The following is a 22298-nucleotide window of genomic DNA, read 5'->3' on the forward strand; positions in this document are numbered from 1 at the left end:
AATAATTCCAAATTCTATAAATACAAATGAGGGAAAATTACAATACCAAAAATATTAATTTTCTGATTTTATAATAAGCGTTACATGCATATAATACTTATTATTATCGCAATAATACGGATATATTCACAATGATTAATAAACTTAATAAGATTAAAAATATGGTATAATCTAAATTCTTGACTACAATATTCATTGTATATACATCTAAGTAATTTTAATATTTTAGATTCAAAAACTATAGAAAACATATAAATTAACATATAGTTGTATGTATAATCTCCAAAAAAAAGAATTTCGATTGTGATAGATCGATATCTACATATGAATTCGGTTAAATTTATATACTAAATTTAGAATGATTATTGTTGTCTTTTTATACATTGATCTAAATATATAATTTGGATTTTAAAATACTAAAGGTAAATCAGATGCATTAGAAAACGTAGCAAATTCCCATGCTTCTTGGCATGACAAAACAGTTTTTAATAACTTATTATTTAGAGTATGTCCAGATTTAAAAACAATAAAAGAACCAATAAGATTATGTCCACACATGAACAAATCTCCAATAGCATCCAACATTTTATGCCGAACAAATTCATCATCAAAACGTAAACCATCTTCATTAAGCACACGATAATCATCGATTACTATAGCAGAATCAATACTTCCTCCCAAAGCAAATCCACGCGATTGTAAATTTTTTATATCACGTGTAAAACCAAAAGTACGTGCTCGACTAATATTATCAACAAAAGATGATGAAGAGAAATTAAAAAAACAATGTTGTCTATTCACATTAATAGCTGGATGATTAAAATCAATAGTAAAATCGATTGTAAAACCATCAAATGGTCTTAACTCAGCCCATTTTTCTCCATCTTCCACACGTACTGTTTGTTTTAACCGCAGAAATTTTTTTGCACTATTAAGTTCTTCTATACCAGCATCTAATAAACATACAAAAGGACTGGCGCTACCATCCATTATTGGAACTTCAGGAGCATTAAGTTCTATAATAATATTATCAATACCCAATCCTGCTTGAGCAGCACTTAAATGTTCAACAGTAAAAATCTGAACACCATATTCATTAATCAAGCATGTACATAACACAGTGTTTCCTACTGATTTAACATTAACTTGCAAATCTACAGGAGGATGTAAGTCAGTACGACGATAAATGATCCCAGTATTTGCTGAAGTAGGGTGTAAAGTTAATGTAACTTTCTTGCCAGTGTGTAATCCTACACCAGTAGTTTGCACAACACGTTTCAATGTTCGTTGTTTTATCATTATATCGTCTCATGCAATTATTGTATTATTTGCCTTATTAGTGATTGCTATATGTATATTGATTGCATTTTATATAAAATATCTATGTATACTACTATTTTTAGTTTAGTCTGCTTGTTTTCTTAGAAAAGCAGGGATATCTAAATAATCCCCATCTTTATCAAGCGTTGTACTTCGATGATCCACCGTATTAGATGACGTATGTCTTAATTCTTTAAAAAATGTAGACACTCTTTGGGAAGCATGATTATTATAATGATTATCTTTTATTACTTTTTTTTCTTCTTTAGTGTTGGATAACATAATATCTGAACGTTTATCGACACCAATTCCTGTTGCTACTACAGTAACACGTAGTTCATTATTTATGTCTGGATCTAGAGCAGTTCCGATTACTACTGTAGCGTTGTCAGAAGCAAAAGAACGTATAGTATTACCCACAGTTTCAAATTCATCTAATCGTAGATCTAAACCAGAAGTGATATTTACCAAAACACCGCGAGCTCCAGATAAATCAATATCTTCTAACAAAGGGCTAGCAATAGCTAGCTCTGATGCTTCTTCCGCTCTATCATCGCCGCATCCTACTCCAGCCCCCATCATAGCATATCCCATTTCCGACATTACTGTACGCACATCTGCAAAATCTACATTCATTAGACCCGGTCGAGTAATTAATTCTGCAATACCTTGAACAGCGCCTTTTAATACGTCATTAGCAGCGCTAAAAGCATCTAGTAATGATACACCACGCCCTAAAACTTTTAATAATTTATCATTTGGAATTGTTATTAATGAATCTACATATTTAGATAATTCAGAAATTCCTTGTTCAGCAAATGTCATACGTTTTTTTCCTTCAAAATTAAAAGGTTTTGTAACTACAGCTACAGTCAAAATACCTAAGTCTTTAGCCACTTGCGCTATTATCGGGGCAGCACCTGTTCCAGTACCCCCACCCATACCTGCAGCAATAAATACCATATCTGCACCTTCTATAGTAGCCTTCAATACATCACGATCTTCTTCTGCAGAATTACGACCAATTTCAGGATTGGCACCTGCTCCTAGTCCTTTAGTGATAGAACTACCAATTTGGATAGTTTGACCTACTGTCATTTTTCTTAAAGCTTGGGCATCAGTATTAACAGCAAAAAAATCTACACCTTCAATACGTTCACGTAACATATGATCGACTGCATTACTACCGCCTCCGCCAATACCAACAACTTTAATTACTGCATCACTAGTTAATTCCATTGGTTCAAACATAGTTTTCTCCAGATTACTTCAGTTATTTTTAAAAATAATTTTAACGGATTCAATATATTTCATACTCATAAAAACTAAAATTCTTTTTTTAGCCAATTATTTACTTTTCTTATCCAACTTTTAATTGTTATTCTTTTTTCTATGTCTATCTCATTATTTAAATGAGATTCTTTTCCATAATGTAATAATCCAATAACAGTAGAATACTGAGGTCTTTTTATATCATCTGTTATTCCGTTTGTATTTATAGAAGATGCAATACGAACTTGTGTATGAAATACTTTTTGAGCGCAAGCGGACAATCCATCTATAAGAGATGCTCCTCCGGTTAATACAATTCCTGCTGCAAGATGATGTTTAATATTAAGTTGACGCAGTTGTGATTGTAACTGTAATATTTCTTTATTAACCAACATCATTAATTCAATGTATCGAGGTTCAATGATTTCTGCCAACATATGACGTTGCAAAATACGAGGTGGTCTGCCCCCGACACTTGGAACTTCGATATTTTCTCCTTTGCTGATTAAGGATTCTAAAGCACAGCCGTAACGAACTTTAAGTATTTCTGCGTCCGATAATGGAGTGCCGAAAGCATAGGCAATATCACTAGTAACTACATTTCCAGCATATGGGATGACTTTAGTATGGCGTAAAGCTCCAGCAGTATATATTGCTATGTCCATGGTGCCACCACCCAGATCTACAACACAGACACCTAACTCACGTTCATCTTCTGTTAATACAGCATGGCTTGAAGCTAATCCAGAAAATATCAATTGATCTACCTGTAATCCACATCGTTCTACTGCTTTGACGATATTTTTAGCCATATCATTATGACAAGTAATTAAATGGACTTTAGCTTGCATTCTAACTCCAGATAACCCAACTGGATTTTTAATGCCTTCTTGATAATCAATAGCGTAATCTTGTGGAATTACATGTAATATTCGATGTTCATCACGCACTCTAACTGATTTAGCTATGTGCACTACATTATCCACATCCGATTGTGTTACTTCTTCTTCTGAAATAGGTACCATACCTATTTCATTTTTACAACTAATATGTTTTCCAGATAAAGAAAGATAAACAGACGAAATTTGACAACCTGCCATCAGTTCTGATTGATTGATAGAATATTGTACGCATTTTATTACTGATTCTAAATTGTTCACTCCTCCTTTGTCCATACCACGTGACGGACAATGTCCTAATCCAATAATATTGACTATTCCATCAGGCAAAATTTCACCTATCATCGTAGCAACTTTAGCTGTGCCAATTTCTAATCCTACTAGTAATTTTTTATCTGAAGCCTTGATCATATTTTGTGATTGCCTTTATTTATTTTTTCTTCTATTTATTACAAAGTACAGGGGTGATCGATCCCCATCTTACAGCAAATCCTGAACGATAACGTAAATCTATATAATCAATATACTTTTTATCGTCATTAATTTTCTGAATAAGAATAGGATAAATTTTAATGAAATAATATAATCGTTCGATCATATTATTTCTACCTAATTTTAGATGAATATCATCTTGTAAAATCAATTGCCATGAATAGCGTGTATCCATGTGTACTGATTTTACTTGAAATTTAACAGATTTTAATATTTCATTGAACACATAATAATTAGCTAATACATTTTTTTCACTGCCTTCTGGCCCATACAAAGATGGCATTGTTGTTTTGTCATTATCTCGATATTCTTTAGGTACTCTAAATATAATTCCTGTTGTACTAATTGTTTGAAAATTGTTCCAGTATGCTAAAGGAATATATTCTACTATATGAATTTTTAATGTATCTGGCCATTGTTTCCTGACGCTAACTTGCTGAATCCATGACAAACTTTCAATTTGTTTTTGAATAACATTAACATCTTGTGTTATAAATGCATTTAATACTCTTAGCTTTACTATGAGTTGATTAATATCAATATCAGTAATATAATGTCGTTTTCCGGTGAAAATAATGTAAGATACAGGGCCACAACAAGAATTATAAATCCATGTTCTTACTTTATAAGCACTCCAAGCAATACTAATTATAGCGATAGGGATTAGTATCCAACTTAATAATTGATGCTGATATCTATATTTCTGTTTTGAACCATATTTAATTATCACTCAATTTATGTACGTTCAACCCTGATTGAGGTGTATTAATAAATCCACTCTTATATATTATTTTTCTCATAAAAAAATTACTATTGTGCTATTTATTCTCACATTTTATTATTTCATACAATTAGGAATCATCTATTATCACATATTGATTAATGTTAATCATTTTTAACGATTAATCTACGCACAACCTCTCCTACTGTACCAGCTCCTTGAATTAAGAGCAAATCGTTATTTCTTAAGAATTGAACTAATGCGCTTGATAATGTTTGCGTATTCGGTATAAATATTGGATTAACCTTACCATATGCTCGAATCGCACGACACAAAGATTGACTATTCACTCCTAAAATAGGTGGTTCTCCAGCAGAATAAACATTTAATATTAAAAGAATATCCACATTAGAAAGTATACCAACAAACTCATGATATAGTTCTTTTATACGTGTATATCGATGAGGCTGAAATACCATAATCAATCGTCTATCAGGCCATCCAGTTCGAATCGTTGCAATAGTAGCATGTAACTCAGCCGGATGATGTCCATAATCATCTATTAACAGAATTTTTCCTGTTTGACCATTGATCTTATTTAAAGAATAATGACCTAAATTTTCAAAACGTCGATGTGTTCCTTGAAAATCCAACATAGTTTTAAGAATAATTCTATCACTAATCCCTTCTTCAGTTGCTACTGCAATAGCAGCTGTAGCATTCAGTGCATTATGATAACCAGGAGAATTTAAAGTAACTTGTAATTTTGTTTGATTTGAACGTAATATAGTAAAACTACTTTTTTCTATATTTTGATGGTAATTAAAAATATGCAAATCAGCATTTTTATTAAAACCATAAGTGATTGTTTTTCTGTTAATTTTAGGTAGAATCTCACAAATTACTGGATCATCAATACATACTATAGCATATCCATAGAATGGTAGATTATGTAAAAAATTAATAAATGCTTGTTTAAGATATTTAAAATTTCCTTGATACTGATGTATATGATCAGTATCAATATTGGTAATCACCTCCACCATGGGATGCAAATGCAAAAATGAATTATCACTTTCATCTGCTTCTACGATTAAATAACGACCATATCCAATTCGAGCATGTGCATTTTCCGATTTTATTATACCTCCGTTTATAAACGTCGGATCTAATCCTGCTGCAATGTAAATACTAGCTATCATTGTTGTAGTAGTGGTCTTTCCATGCGTTCCAGAAATAGCTATTCCATACTTAAATCTCATTAATTCGGATAACATTTCCGCCCGTTGAATAATGGGAATACGAGCTTGTTGAGCAGCTAAAATTTCAGGATTATTTGGATAAATAGCACCAGATATAACCACAACGTTAGCATTATTTATATTACTATATTTATGACCAATATAGATTGTTACTCCTAATCTAAATAAGCGACGTGTTATACTATTGTGCATAATATCAGATCCGGTGATACAGTAACCTTCGTGTACTAATATTTCTGCAATTCCACCCATACCCACACCACCTATACCAACGAAATGTATTTGTTTAATGCGATTCATCATTGGCATGGCATTGTTCGGTCCGAAACATAGTATATTCGACATATCTATTCAATATACTTTTAATGTTTTTCTATTTATCAAAATGGAATGTAATTCATATATTTATTTTTTTAGGTATTCAATTATTGTCTGAGAAACTTGTTGAGTTGCATTAGGTATGCCTATACTTCTAGCGCGTTGCGCCATACTACATAATGTTTTTCGATCCCAAGATGATAACATTGTACTTACAGTATCACTTGTAAAATTTTGTTGTTCAATAATTTTTGCCGCCCCCACCTGTACTAATGGTACCGCATTCCAATATTGCTGACGATCTTTATGATGTATAAAAGGCACAAATATTGCTGGCAATCCTACAACAGATACCTCACTTACTGTTAATGCTCCAGAGCGAGATATCAATATATCTGCCCACGCATATGCTTGAGCTATATCATCAATAAATTTTACAATTCTATGATAGCTTTGTTTTATTTTTCGATAAGCCCGTGTTACTTTTTTAAAATCTTGTTCTCCAACTTGGTGCCATATGATTAATTTATTAGATAATTTTTCAGCCATATTTGGAATAATTTTATTTAATATGTGTGCGCCTTGGCTGCCTCCAATCACTAAAACACGAATAGGACCAACACGACCTTTCCATCGCTTAGATGGATTTGGAACAGCTAATATCGTATGTCGTATTGGATTACCTACTATTTTAGCATTAGGAAAAGTACCAGGAAATCCTTGCAACACTTTTTTAGAAAAAATTGACAAATACCGATTGGTTAACCCAATAACTCTATTTTGTTCGTGTATTATCAATGGTATCCCACACGTCCATGCTGCTAATCCACCGGGCCCAGAAACATATCCACCCATTCCTAATACTATATCAGGTTGCCAATATTTTATAATTTTTCGTGCTTGATATATTGCTAAAAAAATAAAAAACAGCATAGTACACTTAATGTGCAATTTTTCTCCACACCACTTTTTAATATAAATAAATTTAATATCAATACCATATTGAGGCACTAATTTAGCTTCAATACGATCTGAAGTGCCCAGCCAAACAACTTGATATCCATTATTAATTAGATAATGGGCCACTGACAATCCCGGAAATACATGCCCTCCGCTGCCACCTGCTACGATCATAATTTTCTTTTTTTGATTCATTTTTTAATGCGCTTCAAAAAAGCTTGATTTTTAGATAAACGTGTCTCGAAATCTATTCTTAACAACTGCATGCTTGCCATGACTGTAATCAGAAAGCTAGATCCTCCATAACTAATAAATGGTAATGTTAATCCTTTTGTGGGCAATATTCCACTGACAGTGCCTATATTAATAAAAATTTGCAATCCAAACCAAATGCTAATAGAACAAGCTAAAATTCCGGAAAATCTGTGATTAATATTTAAGGCGCAATAACCAATAATCATTCCACGAAACACAATTACAAATAACATAAACAGTACTAAAATTGCTCCAAAATATCCTAATTCTTCCGAAAGAATGGAAAAAATAAAATCAGTATGAGCTTCAGGTAAATATTCTAATTTCAGAACAGAATTTCCTAGTCCCTCTCCAAAACATTTTCCACGACCAAAAGCTATCAATGATTGAGTTAATTGATAACCATTTCCAAATGGATCTCTCCATGGGTCCCAAAAAGTAAATATACGTTGTATGCGATAAGGTTTAATCACAATTAATGGTACAATTAAGAATATATTAAGTATAAAAACCCATATTAACTGGCATAATTTAGCGCCAAAAAGAAACAATATAGCCAAAGTAGTAATAAAAAGAATAATAATACTACCAAAATCAGGTTGTGCTAATAATAGTACAGCTAATATAATCATTATTATTATAGGTTTCAATATGCTCCAAAATTTGGCGCGTACTTCTTTTGATTTACGTTCTAAATAGTTAGAAAGATAGCAAATAAAGGATAATTTTGATAGTTCCGCAGGCTGAATACACAATGAACCCCACATTATCCAACGTGATGCTCCATTAGTAGAATTATTTAAAATTAATGCGGCTGTCAACATTATATAACTGCATATCAACATAATAACGCTATATTTCTTCCAAAATATTATGGGTGTTCTTAAAACAAGAACCGATAATAAAAATGTTACACTGTAATAAATAATTACACGTTTTATAAAATAACACGGATCATTCGCTAATCTCAGACCAGTGGGAATTGATCCTGAACTAATAATAACAAAACCAATACTAATTAATCCTAATAATAACCAAAAAAATATACGGTCATATAATACATTAATATTTAATGATTTTTTTTTATCCAACTTTAATGGTTGATTAATAATTTTTGTTTTAAAGAACCTCATTATCTAAATTCTCGAGCAAAATGAGTAAATATAAGTCCACGCATTTCGAATGATTTAAATTGATCCAAACTAGAACAAGCCGGAGATAACAAAACTATATCCTTCGGTTTTACACGACGACTAACAATACGCATTGCTTGAATCATTGTATTTGTAAAAATAACATCACTAAATCCTAATTCCGTCAATAATGATCCATCTTTTCCAAAACAATAAAGATTAATTTTATGTTGTTTAATCAAATGTTTCAAAGAAGAAAAATCAGCTAATTTACCATCACCTCCTAATAGTAAATGTAACGTACCAGATAACATTAAATTGTTGATCGCTTCTTTAGTGGCACTGACATTAGTAGATTTAGAGTCATTAATCCAACTCACTCCATGATTTTTATAAATTAATTGACAACGATGCATTAAACCAGAAAACTGGCGCAACACTTTTAAAGAAATAGAGCGAGGAATATTGATAATATCCGATAATGCCAAAGCAGATAATGCATTTATATAATTAACACGATTATTCATTCTCATTTCAGAACAATTCAGTACATATTTATTGTATGCAACTATCCAAATATGTCCTTTATAATATTTCAGATAATAATCTACAGAATCTTCGTTTTCACTAAAACTTACACAATAATCGTAATCATTATATACAGGCGCTGTTAAAGGATCTAAAGCATTCATCACACAAATTTTAGTATTTTTATAAATTCTTTGCTTAGACAACCAATATTGTTTTAATCCACCAGGATAATGATCCATATGATCTTCGCTAACATTTAAAATTACAGCTGCTATCGTATGTAAACTATAGGTTGTATCTAGTTGAAAACTCGAAAGCTCTAATATATATAATTGATATGATTTATTAAGTAAAGAAAGCACAGGCACACCTATATTCCCTGCTACACCAACACGCCATCCAATACTTCTAACCATTGTAGCAACCAATTGAGTTACTGTGCTTTTTCCATTAGATCCAGTAATAGCTATTATCGGTGCAGTTACTTCACGAGCAAATAATTCAATATCACCAATAATTTCTATTCCTAATTTTAAAGCTTCAATTAAAATTGGATGATCTAATCGTACTCCAGGACTAATTACAATCAATGTAGCACTCAACAACCACATATCATTAAATGCTCCTAAGTGATACTGTACAGCATGTGGTAATTTTTTTATCCCCGGAGGACATATACGGGTATCTATTACTTTCGGTATCACACCACGATCTAAAAAAAAATTGACACAAGATAAACCCGTTATCCCTAAACCAATAATTACAACTTGTGATCCTCGGTAATTACGCATATTTTTATTGACGCATCTTCAAAGTGATTAATCCAAAAAAAACCAACACTAAAGATATTATCCAAAATCGAACTATAATCCGAGGTTCTGGGTAACCCTTTAGTTCAAAATGATGATGAATGGGTGCCATTTTAAATATTCGTTTTCCAAATAATTTAAAATAACTTATTTGTAGGATCACAGATAAAGTTTCTATTACAAACATACCGCCCATAATTAATAATAAACATTCTTGACGCAACAACACTGCAATCACTCCGAGCGCACCCCCAAGTGATAAGGAACCTATATCACCCATAAATATTTGAGCAGGATAAGTGTTAAACCATAAAAAACCAAGCCCAGCTCCAATGATAGCAGAACATATGATTACTAATTCTCCAGAAAAGTAGATATAAGGAAGATTTAGATAACTAGCAAAGTGAAGATCGTTGCTCATCCATGCAGCTACAGCTAATCCAGCGGCAATGGATATTATAGGCATAATCGCCAACCCATCTAAACCATCAGATAGATTTACGGAATTACTTGTTCCAACAACAACAAAATATGCTAGAAAAATATACCAAATACCTAATTCTGGCATAAAATTTTTAAAAAATGGCACTATCAATTGTGTAGATGTAGGACTACGATCTGACACAAAGATAATTATGACTAAAGTTAAAGCGACCAATGATTGCCAAAAATATTTATGTAATGCACTCAAACCTGAAGAACTTTTCTTTTTAATTTTTAAAAGGTCATCAATTAAACCCAATATTCCATATGTTATTAGTATAAATGCTACATACCATATATATATATTTGATAAATCAGCGCACATCATTACTGATATGGCAATAGATAGAAGCATCGCGATTCCACCCATAGTAGGTGTACTTTTTTTTTGAGTATGTGATTGTGGCCCATCACAACGTACTATTTGAAAAAAACGCAAATTATGACACCGTGTAATTGTATAGTAACCTATCCCTAAAGAAATAAACAATGCTAATATAAAACTAATAATAGCTCTGAAAGTTAAATGATAAAAAATATTAAATTTGGATGAATACAGTACTAATACATTTTCTGTCAGCCAAAATAACATTTTGATCCATTCCGAATAGCATCTATTATTTGCTCCATTTTAAAAGCACGTGATCCTTTTATTAACACACTAATTGATTGATGATTAGATAACATTTGCTTGATATAAATAATTAATTTATTTTTATTTTGAAAATGTTTTCCTTTTCCACATATTTTAGATATAAAATAGCTGACGCTGCCTATGGTAAGAATTTTATTAATATTTGTCGTTGCGATTAATTTTCCAATATAGCAATGATACTTAATTGATTTATATTTTCCTAATTCTAACATGTCACTAACTACCAATATACGATATCCTGGCATGGTAGTTAGCACGTGAATAGCAGATATCATAGAACCAACATTTGAATTATAAGTATCATCTAATAATAATTTACCTTGACCTAAAATAATTGGAAATAACCTTCCAGGTAACATTTTTATATTTTCTAATCCATACACTACCTCTGATAAACCTGCTCCTACAGAAAATGCACTAGCGCTAGCAGCTAAAGCATTAGCCACATTATGTATTCCTAACATTGATAAAACTACCGGAGAAGTTCCATATGGGGTATGCAACATAAATCGTGTTCCATTTTTTTTAACAACAATATTGCTTGCAAAAAAATCTATACCTACGTTAGTACATACAGAAAAAAACCATATAAATTTCCCCTTCAACGATTTACGCCATACGGACAAAGCATGACTGTCAGCGTTTATAATACCTGTTCCGTTTGAATCTAATGTAGCAAAAATTTTCCCTTTTTCTTTGCCTATTTCAGATAATGATTTGAAACCTGATAAATGTGCAGGATAAACATTGTTTACTAAAGCTATATTAGCGGAAACTATCTTACTTAATTGAGCAATTTCTCCAGGAGAACTGGATCCTAATTCGATAATCGCAAAATTATTTTTTTTTGTTAAACGTAATAAAGTAATTGGAACCCCAACTGTGTTATTTAAGTTACCTTGTGTTGCTATTATATTTCCACACCCTTTTAATATAGACGCAGTCATTTCTTTTACTGATGTTTTTCCACTCGATCCAGTTATAGCAATAACTTTTGCTGATGTTTGTTGGCGCACCCAACGCGCCAACGTTATTAAAGCGCAACGAGTATCAGGAACTATTAATTGCGGAACATCTAATAATACATGATGATTTACTAACAATGCTTGAGCACCAGCAGCAATTGCTTGATTTGTAAAATCATGACCGTCAAAACGTTTACCTATTAACGCTATGAACATACATTTTTTGTAAATAATATTCGAATTAATAGTGATCTCATGAATCATTAAATCCATACCAATATATTTAGCATGTAAAACTGGCGCTATTTCATGTAAACTAAATGGAATCATGATGTATTGCTCTTTAAAAAATTTTTTACTATGTATTGATCAGAGTGATATATGACATTATTTTCGATGATTTGGTATTTTTCATGACCTTTTCCAGCGATCAAAATTATGTCTTCTAAAGAAGCTTTCAAAATAGCAGTTTGTATCGCACAGTAACGATTTTTAATAATTTTGATGATTTTTTTTGGATATGATGGTATGCCACAAGTAATATCATTTATAATCGATTGCGGTTCTTCCATACGCGGATTATCATTAGTAATAATTATACAATCAGCATACTGATTCGCAATATAACCCATTAAAGCACGTTTACTTGAATCTCTGTTACCTCCGCACCCAAAAACACACCATAGTTGACCATAACAAAATCGTCTAATTGAAATTAGCGCTTTTTTTAATGCATCCGGAGTATGCGCATAATCTACTATAACCGTAGGATATCCATGAGAACGAAATACTTCCATTCTACCAACTACCGGTAGTAGTTGTGATGATGTATGTACCAATAATGACAAAGGATACCCTAATACTAACAACGTACCTAAAGCTAATAATACATTGCTAACGTTAAATTCCCCTATCAATTGACTACGAATTACTCCGTTGCCCCAACTTGAATCAAACATTATATCTGTGCCATGAATATGATAATTTACCTTAACCCCACGTATCCATTTACCTTTCCAAAAATATGGCAAATTACTCGTTGCTGTTACTGCAATTGCTTGAGGACAATTATATAACCATCGATAACCAATGGGATCATCGGCATTGATTACATATTTTTCTACATATAATTCATTAAATAGCCTCCATTTAGATATAGAATATTGCATAATGTTATTATGATAATCTAAGTGATCATGGCTTAAATTAGTAAATATAGCTACTTTGAAATACAAAGCATCCACACGATATTGATCTAATCCATGTGATGATACTTCCATAGCAACAAATGTAACCTTGTTTTTAACAAACTGAGCTAATATTTTTTGAGCATCAATAGCAGAGCATGTTGTGTTATGAGACATACACATATTATCTAACGCCCCGTTACCTATTGTGCCCATCACAGCGCTTTTTTCCCCCAACAATTGGACCCAACGAGCTAATAAATGTGTTATAGTAGTTTTTCCATTAGTACCAGTAACACCGATTAAATCCAAAAAACGTGATGGATGATTATACAAGCTACCTGCTATATCAGATAAATACCGCGGTAAACGATCAACATAAACTACAGGTATTTTATTTAAATGATAACTATATTTATTAAATATTGCTGTATCATTCCAAGATTCTAATAAAACTGCCGCAGCTCCCTTTTTGATCGCATAGTTAATATATGATCTTCCATCGGTCTTAGAACCTTTAATTGCTACAAATAAATTTCCTAATACAATGTTACGACTATCCAATTCTATTCCTGTTAATGTGGGATTAGTAGGATTGTCAAAAACATATGGCGCAAATAATTTGTATAAATTTCGTAAATCACACATATAATTGTATTTACAAGACCCGATCGATTTATTATGAAATTATTGTAAAAAATCTGGTCTTACATTCATTATTTTTAATGCATTACCCATTACTGCGCTAAAAACTGGAGCAGATACCATATTTCCGTAATAATGACCATTTTTAGGATCATTTATTACTACTGCCAAAGCAAATCTAGGATTACTTGCAGGAGCCACCCCAGCGGTACATGCAATATATTTATTAATATATTTCCCATGTGATCCAACTACCTTGATAGTACCAGTTTTTACGGCAACCCTATATCCTTTAATTGCAGCGTGACAACCACCACTCGGTAATGACACATTTTCCATCATGTCCAACACAGTTCGTACTAAAGATGTGGGAAAAACTTGCTTACCTAGTACCGAAGAAGAATTAATCCGTATAATGGAAAGTGGTCGAGATATTCCCATTCCACCAATAGTAGCATACACTTTAGCTAGTTGTAACGGAGTAATCATTAATCCATATCCATAAGAAAAGGTGGCGCGTTCTATGTCTGACCAACATTTATTATATGGGTATATTCCGTTACTTTCTCCCACTAAGCCTATATTTGTTGATTTACCCATTCCAAAATTTGAATATGTGTTAACCAAAACTGTTGCAGGCATAGCCAATGCTAATTTAGAAACGCCAACATTACTAGACTTTTGTAGTATCTCTCTAATAGTTAATTTTCTACGATATAACACATCTTTAATTCGATGCCCATTTATTATATAAGGTGATGTATTAATAATCGTGTCTTTTGTAATTAGATTATGTTGTAATGCAGCCATAATCACAATAGGTTTTACTGTTGAACCTGGTTCAAACGCATCAGTAATAGCACGGTTACGCATAGCAGATTTATTAACAATAGATAAAAAATCATTTGGATTATATGATGGACTATTCGTCATAGCTAGAATTTCTCCAGTATTAATATCTATCAACACTATACTACCGGATTCTGCTTTATTTATGTGTATAGCATTGTTCAATTCCCGATATGCCACATGTTGAAGGCGTTCGTCAATGCTGAGAATGACATTTTGAGAAGCTTGACCATGATTTAAAATAATTTCTTCAATTGTTCTCCCAAATCTATCTTTTCGCATTGCTCTTGTTTTGGGTTGCCCAGTCAACCAGGCATCAAAACTTTTCTCTATACCTTCAATTCCTTGATTATCTACATCTGTTACTCCTATTAAATGAGCAGTTGTACATCCAGAGGGGTAATATCTTTTTGATCCTGATTGCAAATGTACTCCCGGTAATTTAAGTTGACTGATGTATTTGGAAATAGTAGGGTCAATTTGTCGCGCTAAATACAAAAAATGATCTGTGGTATGATTATTAATGAGAGATGATAGCTTATTTAATGATATAGATAATATTTCGGATAATTCCGTCCAGCGACGGATATCAGCAGCAATACCGCCGTTCTTATTAATTTCTTTAGGATCAATCCAAACCGAATCAGCCGGTATACTAATTGCTAATAGTTTACCCATTCTATCGGTAATACTACCACGAGGAGAAAGTGTACTTTGTACACGTAATGAACGCATGTTACCTTCATTAATCAACTGATCAGAATAGATAATTTGTAAAAAAGTTAATCTTAATAGCAAAACAATTAATACAAAAAAAATACAGCTATATAATACATTAAAACGTTTGCTATTTAAAATTGTTTGAAAATTATAAGATTTAAACTTCATATAACATAAATGATGTTCATCACGTGATGAACTATAGCCTATGTAACTAATATTTTTATTTATTGCATAACAAATTTTTATAAATCAATACAATGTATTATCTTGAGTTAGTTCTGCATAACGCATTTGTAATTTATCTATAGCGATGCGTTCAATACGATTATGGTGAGATAATATTTTTTCTTCAAGAATTAAACTTCTCCATTCAGCATCTAAATTATTTTTTTCTAATACAAGATTCTCGCGATCTATAATCATAGATCTAGTTTGATAAGTTACTAAAACAACCAACATTGCTGATATTAATACTAACAACAATAAAAGTAATTGCCACTTACCATATAAATATAAATCATCATAAATAATATTAACAAGAGTATATTGTTTCTTTTCCATCATATTCACATCACTAATTTTTCAGCGCAACGTAATATTGCACTACGAGCACGTATATTTCTTTTAATTTCTTGCTTTGAAGGTGTTAATTTTCCTATATTTTTTAATTGACACTTACTTTTATATTGATTAAATATTTGATTGTTTGTTAACGGGATCTTGGGAGGAAGAGACCAAACACAACTATGTTCACGAACGAAATATTTTACTAACCGGTCTTCTAGAGAATTAAAACTAATTACTACCAATCTACCTCTCGGAGCTAATATAACCAATGCATCTTTTAATATTTGTTTTATTTCTTCTAATTCATTATTAATATACATTCTAATTGCGAGAAAACTCTTAGTTGCAGGATGTTTACGCATATTGCGTAAAGGAACAGCATCACAAATTAATTTAGATAAAACAATTGAACGTATAATAGGTGTATGTTGTCTTTTAGATACTATAACTTTAGCAATATTTTTTGAAAATCTTTCTTCTCCAAAAGTTTTTAAAACCCAAGCAATATTTTCTTGAGATGCCTTCGATAGCCATTCAGCCGCAGATATTCCATTGCTAATATCCATCCGCATATCCAGTAAACCATCTTGCATAAATGAAAATCCTCTGCTGCAATCATTTATTTGATACGTACTTATCCCTAAATCCAGTAAAATGCCATCCACTAATCCAATTAGTCCTACATTTTTAACATATTCAATCGTTTTAGAAAACGAACTGTGTATTATAGTAAATCTGTCATCTTGTTCAGCAATACACTTTCCAATTTTTATAGCTAATAAATCTTTATCTATTGCTAACAAACGACCTTGTTTATTTAATTGAGACAAAATTAATTTAGCATGACCTCCTGAACCAAACGTTCCGTCAATATATATTCCTGTTGAATTAATATTCAATAACTGTATCGCTTCATGTAGCAATACACTTTTATGAGTGTAGTTAATATGGAACATGTATATAATAACCAAAAAATATAGATAACAATATGCGTGTTTAATACAATCTGAAATACCTAACAATAAAAATTGTCAGATACATAACATTTTATATTTCCCAGTATTAAGTGTTTATAGAAACTGCAATGAGAATAGATTTTATATCTTATGCTCAAAACATAAAATTGCACATTTTTGATCTAAAAATTCAAAAAACACTATTATCGATAATAATAACATAAAAAACAATCTTGAAAAATATTATAGTACTGTTGTATTAACATTTCCCTGCCAATAGTATTAGTAGTTGACAAACCATATTTAATAGATTTAAAATAAATTTAATGTAATAAATTATTATTTAAATCTGATGTTATTAGTTCGTAATCAGTGTATTATTAATTCAGATATTATATATCTATCTCAAACATTCATGAGAGATAAATAATCATGAGTCAAAAAGTCATTATTTTTGATACAACTTTACGAGACGGCGAACAAGCTCTACAAGCGAGTTTAAACGTAAAAGAAAAATTGCAAATTGCTTTTGCTTTAGAACGATTGGGAGTAGATATTATGGAAGTTGGATTTCCAGTATCTTCTCCAGGAGATTTTGAATCGGTTCATACGATAGCCAAACACATAAAAAATAGTTTAGTATGCGCCCTAGCCAGATGTGTCGATAACGATATTGATATTGCAGCAGAGGCATTAAGAGTTGCAAAAAATTTTCGCATTCATATATTCCTACCCACCTCCTCTGTACATATTCAATCTAAACTGAAAAAAAACTTTGATCAGATTACAGAAATGACCATTCATGCGATACAGTATGCAAGAAAATACACTGATAATATAGAGTTTTCTTGCGAAGACGCTGGACGTACCAATATAGATAATTTATGTCGTATTGTTGAAATTGCTATTCAATCCGGAGCTAGTACAATTAATATTCCCGATACAGTAGGCTATACCACTCCATACCAGTTTGGACAAATTATCACTTCTTTATATAATCGTGTCCCTGTCATTGATAAAGCTATTATTTCTGTTCACTGTCACAATGATTTAGGGATGGCAGTTGGCAATTCTATTTCAGCTATACAAGCAGGAGCTCGTCAAATTGAAGGTACCATAAATGGTATTGGTGAACGAGCAGGAAATACTGCTCTAGAGGAAGTAATTATGGCCATCAAAGTACGAGAAGATTTACTGAATGTATGCACTAATATTCATTATCAAGAAATTTATAGAACTAGTCAAGTAGTAAGTCAATTATGTAATATGCCTATTCCAGCTAATAAAGCAATAGTTGGGTCAAATGCTTTTTCTCATTCTGCAGGTATTCATCAAGATGGTATACTAAAAAATAGGGAAAACTATGAAATTATGACTCCCGAAACTATTGGTCTAAAGGATTTTAAATTAAACCTTACATCTCGATCTGGAAGAGCAGCAGTAAAATATCATATGAAAACAATGGGTTATCAAGACAGTGATTACGACATGGATAAATTATATGATGTTTTTCTAGAATTAGCAGATAAAAAGGGACAAGTATTTGATTACGATCTCGAGGCATTAGCATTTATTAATAATCAACAAGAACAATCGGAATTCTTCAGATTAAAATGTTTTCATGTACATTCTAGCTCTTCTGGAATTGCTCACGCTTCAGTAAAATTATATTGTGGAAACAACATATGTTCTTATTCAACGAATGGTAATGGACCAGTAGATGCAATTTATAAAGCATTAACTCGCATCGCTAAGTTGTCTACTATAAATTTAGAGAGATACCAACTGAATGCAAAAGGACATGGTCGTAACGCGTTAGGGCAAGTAGATATTGTTGTATCATATAAAGGACGCAATTTTCATGGAGTTGGATTAGATACAGATGTAATAGAATCTTCAGTGAAAGCCATGATTCATGTTTTAAATAATATTTGGCGATCGAAACAAGTGATAATCCAACGAAAATATATAAAAAACAATAATAATAATAATCAGTAATTTGGAAAACCTAAATACTTATGAACAATAATAATTATTATATTGCAATATTACCAGGAGATGGAATTGGACCGGAAACTACAAGACAAGTTTATAAAATTTTAGATGTAATAAAAAAACAATTTCAAATCAATATTGTTACTACAGAACATAAAATAGGAGGAGATGCAATTAATAGCGAAGGTACACCTCTTCCAAGTAATACTTTAAAATATTGTGAACAATCGGATGCTATATTGTTTGGAGCGGTGGGAGGGCCACAATGGACGCACTTAAAAGGATCAGAACAACCAGAACAAGGGGGTTTATTAACTTTACGCAAACACTTTAATTTATTCGCTAATTTAAGACCTATATATCTTTCTGATGCATTAAAAGAATTATCTCCTTTAAATACGAATAGAATTACAAATGGAATTGATGTTATATTTGTACGTGAGTTAACCGGAGGTATTTACTTTGGCAAACCAAAAGGACGTGGAGGTACAGGTTTACATGAATATGCTTTTGATACTACGGTTTATCATCGTTTTGAAATAGAACGTATTAGCAAGATTGCTTTTAAATTAGCTCAAAAAAGACGCAAACGTGTGTCTTCTGTAGACAAAGCTAACGTACTACATACTTCTATGTTATGGAGAGAAGTAGTATCACAAATCTCTCAAAATTATCCAGATGTTGAATTAGAACACTTATATATTGATAATGCCAGCATGCAATTGATAAACAATCCTTCTAAATTTGATATTATTCTGTGTCCAAATTTATTTGGAGATATTTTATCTGATGAATGTGCTATGATAAGTGGATCCATTGGTATGTTACCTTCTGCTAGCATCAATGAGCACAACTTTGGTTTGTATGAACCTGCCGGAGGATCAGCTCCGGATATTGCAGGAAAAAATATTGCTAATCCTATCGCACATATCCTCTCTGTTGCATTGTTATTTAGATATAGTTTAAATTTAAGTTATATTGCAACTGAAATTGAAAAAGCGGTTGATCAAGCGTTAATATTAGGATATCGAACAATTGATATAGCAAAAAAATATGAAAAAAGCATAGGAACCAATGAAATGGGTGACGTTATAGCTGATTTAATTAAAAACAAAAGAGAAAAATAATATGGGAAAATCCTTATACCAAAAGTTATACGATGCACATATAGTTTATGAAAATAAAGATGATATTCCAATATTATACATTGATAGACATTTATTGCATGAAGTTACATCACCCCAAGCTTTTGAAGCACTACGTTTAAAAAAACGTAGAGTTAGGCAACCAAATAAAACATTTGCCACTATGGATCATAACGTGCCCACTACAACAAAAAACATTAATGATTCTGGAGATATGGCCAAAGCACAATTAAATAGATTAACAAAAAATTGTAAAGATTTTGGAATTACGTTATTTGATTTAAATCATCCTTATCAAGGAATAGTTCATGTTTTAGCTCCAGAGCAAGGGATCACGTTACCCGGTATGACTATTGTATGCGGAGACTCTCATACCGCTACTCATGGAGCTTTCGGTGCTTTGGCTTTTGGAATTGGAACATCAGAAATAGAACATGTGTTAGCAACGCAAACTTTAAAACAAATTCGATATAAATCAATGCAAATTAACCTTTTTGGCATTATTGCTCCCCAAATTACAGCTAAAGATATAATTTTAGCAGTTATTGGAAAAATTGGACATGGAGGAGGATCTGGTCATGTAGTAGAGTTTTGTGGGTCTATTATTACTTCCTTTAGCATGGAAGAACGTATGACCCTGTGTAATATGGCTATTGAGATGGGAGCAACTTCCGCTTTAATAGCTCCAGATAACATTACTTATGATTATTTAAAAAACCGTAAATTTTCTCCAACCGGAAAAAATTGGGAACAAGCGCTATTATATTGGAAAACTTTATATTCTGACCACGATGCTCACTTCGATAAAAGATTTGATTTTGATGTATCTAATATTAATCCACAAGTAACCTGGGGAACTAATCCTAGTCAGGTCATCTCTATTGATCAACCTATTCCATCTTTGGAATCTTTTAAAGATCTTATAGAACGCAACTCTGCTGAACGCGCCTTAATTTATATGCAACTTCAACCTAATACTTATTTAACAGATATTTCTGTTGATAAAGTATTCATAGGGTCATGTACCAACTCACGCATTGAAGATTTACGTATAGCAGCACAAACAATTAAGGGTCATCATATTTCTAAAAATACACAAGCCATTGTAGTACCGGGGTCTAAATTAGTAAAAAATCAAGCAGAAAAAGAAGGGTTAGATAAGATTTTTATACAAGCAGGATTCGAGTGGCGTTTACCTGGTTGTTCTATGTGCCTAGCTATGAACAATGATAAACTGGAAGTAGGTGAGCGTTGCGCTTCTACTAGCAATCGAAATTTTGAAGGTCGTCAAGGTCGTGGGAGCCGTACTCATTTAGTAAGCCCAGCAATGGCAGCGGGCGCTGCCATTGCTGGGCGCTTTATAGATATCCGAAAATTAAAATAATATATATATATATATTATATACATATAGGACATATGATACATATGATTCAATTTACGCAGCACACTGGTATAGTTCTACCACTGGATATTTCTGATATTGACACTGACAACATAATCCCAAAACAATTTTTAAAAACCATTACTCGATCTGATTTTGGATTATATTTGTTTTTCAATTGGCGTTTTATCGAAAATACACCGAAAATATTAAATCCAAATTTTATATTAAATGCCCCACATTACAAACACGCTAGCATTTTGCTAACCCAAAGAAATTTTGGATGTGGATCATCTCGTGAACACGCAGTATGGGCGCTTATAGATTATGGATTCAAAGTGATCATAGCTCCAAGTTTTGCGGATATTTTCCATAAAAATAGTTTTAATAATCGTTTACTACTTATAACTTTGTCAGAGTTAAAAATAAATGATTTGTTTAAAGAAATTGCAACACAAAAAAAAGGTATATCCTTTACTGTAAATTTATACGAACAAATTATTTATACATACGATAAAAAGTACTATTTTGAAATAAATAAGTTTCATAAACATTGTATACTTAACAAAACAGACAATATTAGTTTAACACTACAATATGATGCTGCAATTAAAAAATATGAGAGTAACCAGCCATCGTATTTAAAATAAATTTTAATAATGAAAAAAAATAAATATATTGACCGTACATCTGTATATGTGTAAAAATTTAACAATAGTACATATTAGAACAACCAAAGAATTTGTATCAAAATTATCAGGAATATATGTAATA

Annotated in this window: 18 protein-coding genes; 4 read left to right on the top strand and 14 right to left on the bottom strand. The window is 31.7% G+C overall.

The features are described from left to right. Positions 1 to 408: 408 nt before the first annotated feature. From lpxC to rsmH, 14 genes are all read right to left on the bottom strand, one after another. Entirely contained in the window at positions 409 to 1299 is an 891-nt protein-coding gene (gene lpxC, locus M9409_RS02050; RefSeq protein WP_250226718.1) for a UDP-3-O-acyl-N-acetylglucosamine deacetylase, read from the bottom strand. Positions 1300 to 1404: 105 nt separating this feature from the next. Next, entirely contained in the window at positions 1405 to 2571 is a 1167-nt protein-coding gene (ftsZ, locus tag M9409_RS02055) for a cell division protein FtsZ (RefSeq protein WP_250226719.1), read from the bottom strand. Between the two features lie 74 nt (positions 2572 to 2645). Then, the gene (ftsA, locus tag M9409_RS02060; RefSeq protein WP_250226720.1) at positions 2646 to 3902 is read right to left on the bottom strand and encodes a cell division protein FtsA; all 1257 of its coding nucleotides are present in this window, start codon (positions 3900 to 3902) and stop codon (positions 2646 to 2648) included. A gap of 31 nt (positions 3903 to 3933) precedes the next feature. Further along, positions 3934 to 4713 carry a cell division protein FtsQ/DivIB gene (locus tag M9409_RS02065; protein WP_250226721.1) on the bottom strand — a complete coding sequence of 260 codons (780 nt, stop codon included), beginning with the start codon at positions 4711 to 4713 and terminating at the stop codon, positions 3934 to 3936. 155 nt (positions 4714 to 4868) lie between these two features. Beyond that, positions 4869 to 6311, bottom strand: coding sequence for a UDP-N-acetylmuramate--L-alanine ligase (gene murC, locus M9409_RS02070; protein ID WP_250226722.1), 1443 nt, complete (start codon positions 6309 to 6311; stop codon positions 4869 to 4871). 60 nt (positions 6312 to 6371) lie between these two features. Beyond that, entirely contained in the window at positions 6372 to 7439 is a 1068-nt protein-coding gene (murG, locus tag M9409_RS02075) for an undecaprenyldiphospho-muramoylpentapeptide beta-N-acetylglucosaminyltransferase (protein WP_250226723.1), read from the bottom strand. Next, complete coding sequence (gene ftsW / locus M9409_RS02080; RefSeq protein ID WP_250226724.1) at positions 7436 to 8632, bottom strand: cell division protein FtsW; 1197 nt, start codon at positions 8630 to 8632, stop codon at positions 7436 to 7438. The genes murG and ftsW overlap by 4 nt, the downstream gene beginning before the upstream one ends. Then, positions 8632 to 9954 (bottom strand): UDP-N-acetylmuramoyl-L-alanine--D-glutamate ligase, encoded by a 1323-nt coding sequence (gene murD, locus M9409_RS02085; protein WP_250226725.1) that lies wholly within the window; start codon positions 9952 to 9954, stop codon positions 8632 to 8634. The genes ftsW and murD overlap by 1 nt, the downstream gene beginning before the upstream one ends. Positions 9955 to 9958: 4 nt before the next feature. Next, a complete protein-coding gene (gene mraY, locus M9409_RS02090) occupies positions 9959 to 11047 on the bottom strand; it encodes a phospho-N-acetylmuramoyl-pentapeptide-transferase (RefSeq protein WP_250226726.1) in 1089 nt (362 codons plus the stop codon). Continuing rightward, on the bottom strand, positions 11032 to 12405 hold the full coding sequence (gene murF, locus M9409_RS02095; protein ID WP_250226727.1) for a UDP-N-acetylmuramoyl-tripeptide--D-alanyl-D-alanine ligase: 1374 nt from the start codon (positions 12403 to 12405) through the stop codon (positions 11032 to 11034). Before murF ends, mraY begins: the two co-directional genes overlap by 16 nt. Next, on the bottom strand, positions 12402 to 13910 hold the full coding sequence (gene murE, locus M9409_RS02100; protein ID WP_250226728.1) for a UDP-N-acetylmuramoyl-L-alanyl-D-glutamate--2,6-diaminopimelate ligase: 1509 nt from the start codon (positions 13908 to 13910) through the stop codon (positions 12402 to 12404). The genes murF and murE overlap by 4 nt, the downstream gene beginning before the upstream one ends. Before the next feature lie 39 nt (positions 13911 to 13949). Next, a complete protein-coding gene (ftsI, locus tag M9409_RS02105; protein WP_250226729.1) occupies positions 13950 to 15644 on the bottom strand; it encodes a peptidoglycan glycosyltransferase FtsI in 1695 nt (564 codons plus the stop codon). An 84-nt stretch (positions 15645 to 15728) separates the two neighbouring features. Then, positions 15729 to 16043 (bottom strand): cell division protein FtsL, encoded by a 315-nt coding sequence (gene ftsL, locus M9409_RS02110; RefSeq protein ID WP_250226730.1) that lies wholly within the window; start codon positions 16041 to 16043, stop codon positions 15729 to 15731. Positions 16044 to 16045: 2 nt separating this feature from the next. After that, entirely contained in the window at positions 16046 to 17002 is a 957-nt protein-coding gene (gene rsmH / locus M9409_RS02115) for a 16S rRNA (cytosine(1402)-N(4))-methyltransferase RsmH (RefSeq protein ID WP_250226731.1), read from the bottom strand. A 432-nt stretch (positions 17003 to 17434) separates the two neighbouring features. Between rsmH and leuA the strand changes: the two genes are divergently transcribed. Genes leuA through leuD form a run of 4 tightly spaced genes read left to right on the top strand, consistent with a single transcriptional unit; the run spans position 17435 to position 22174 of the window. Then, on the top strand, positions 17435 to 19000 hold the full coding sequence (gene leuA, locus M9409_RS02120; protein ID WP_250226732.1) for a 2-isopropylmalate synthase: 1566 nt from the start codon (positions 17435 to 17437) through the stop codon (positions 18998 to 19000). A gap of 20 nt (positions 19001 to 19020) precedes the next feature. Then, positions 19021 to 20124, top strand: coding sequence for a 3-isopropylmalate dehydrogenase (gene leuB / locus M9409_RS02125; protein ID WP_250226733.1), 1104 nt, complete (start codon positions 19021 to 19023; stop codon positions 20122 to 20124). 1 nt (position 20125) lies between these two features. Continuing rightward, complete coding sequence (gene leuC / locus M9409_RS02130) at positions 20126 to 21526, top strand: 3-isopropylmalate dehydratase large subunit (RefSeq protein WP_250226734.1); 1401 nt, start codon at positions 20126 to 20128, stop codon at positions 21524 to 21526. A 42-nt stretch (positions 21527 to 21568) separates the two neighbouring features. Continuing rightward, positions 21569 to 22174, top strand: coding sequence for a 3-isopropylmalate dehydratase small subunit (leuD, locus tag M9409_RS02135; RefSeq protein WP_250226735.1), 606 nt, complete (start codon positions 21569 to 21571; stop codon positions 22172 to 22174). The last annotated feature ends 124 nt before the right edge of the window (positions 22175 to 22298 follow it).

The organism is Blochmannia endosymbiont of Camponotus sp. C-046 (assembly GCF_023585865.1).
Classification (GTDB): Bacteria; Pseudomonadota; Gammaproteobacteria; order Enterobacterales; family Enterobacteriaceae; genus Blochmanniella.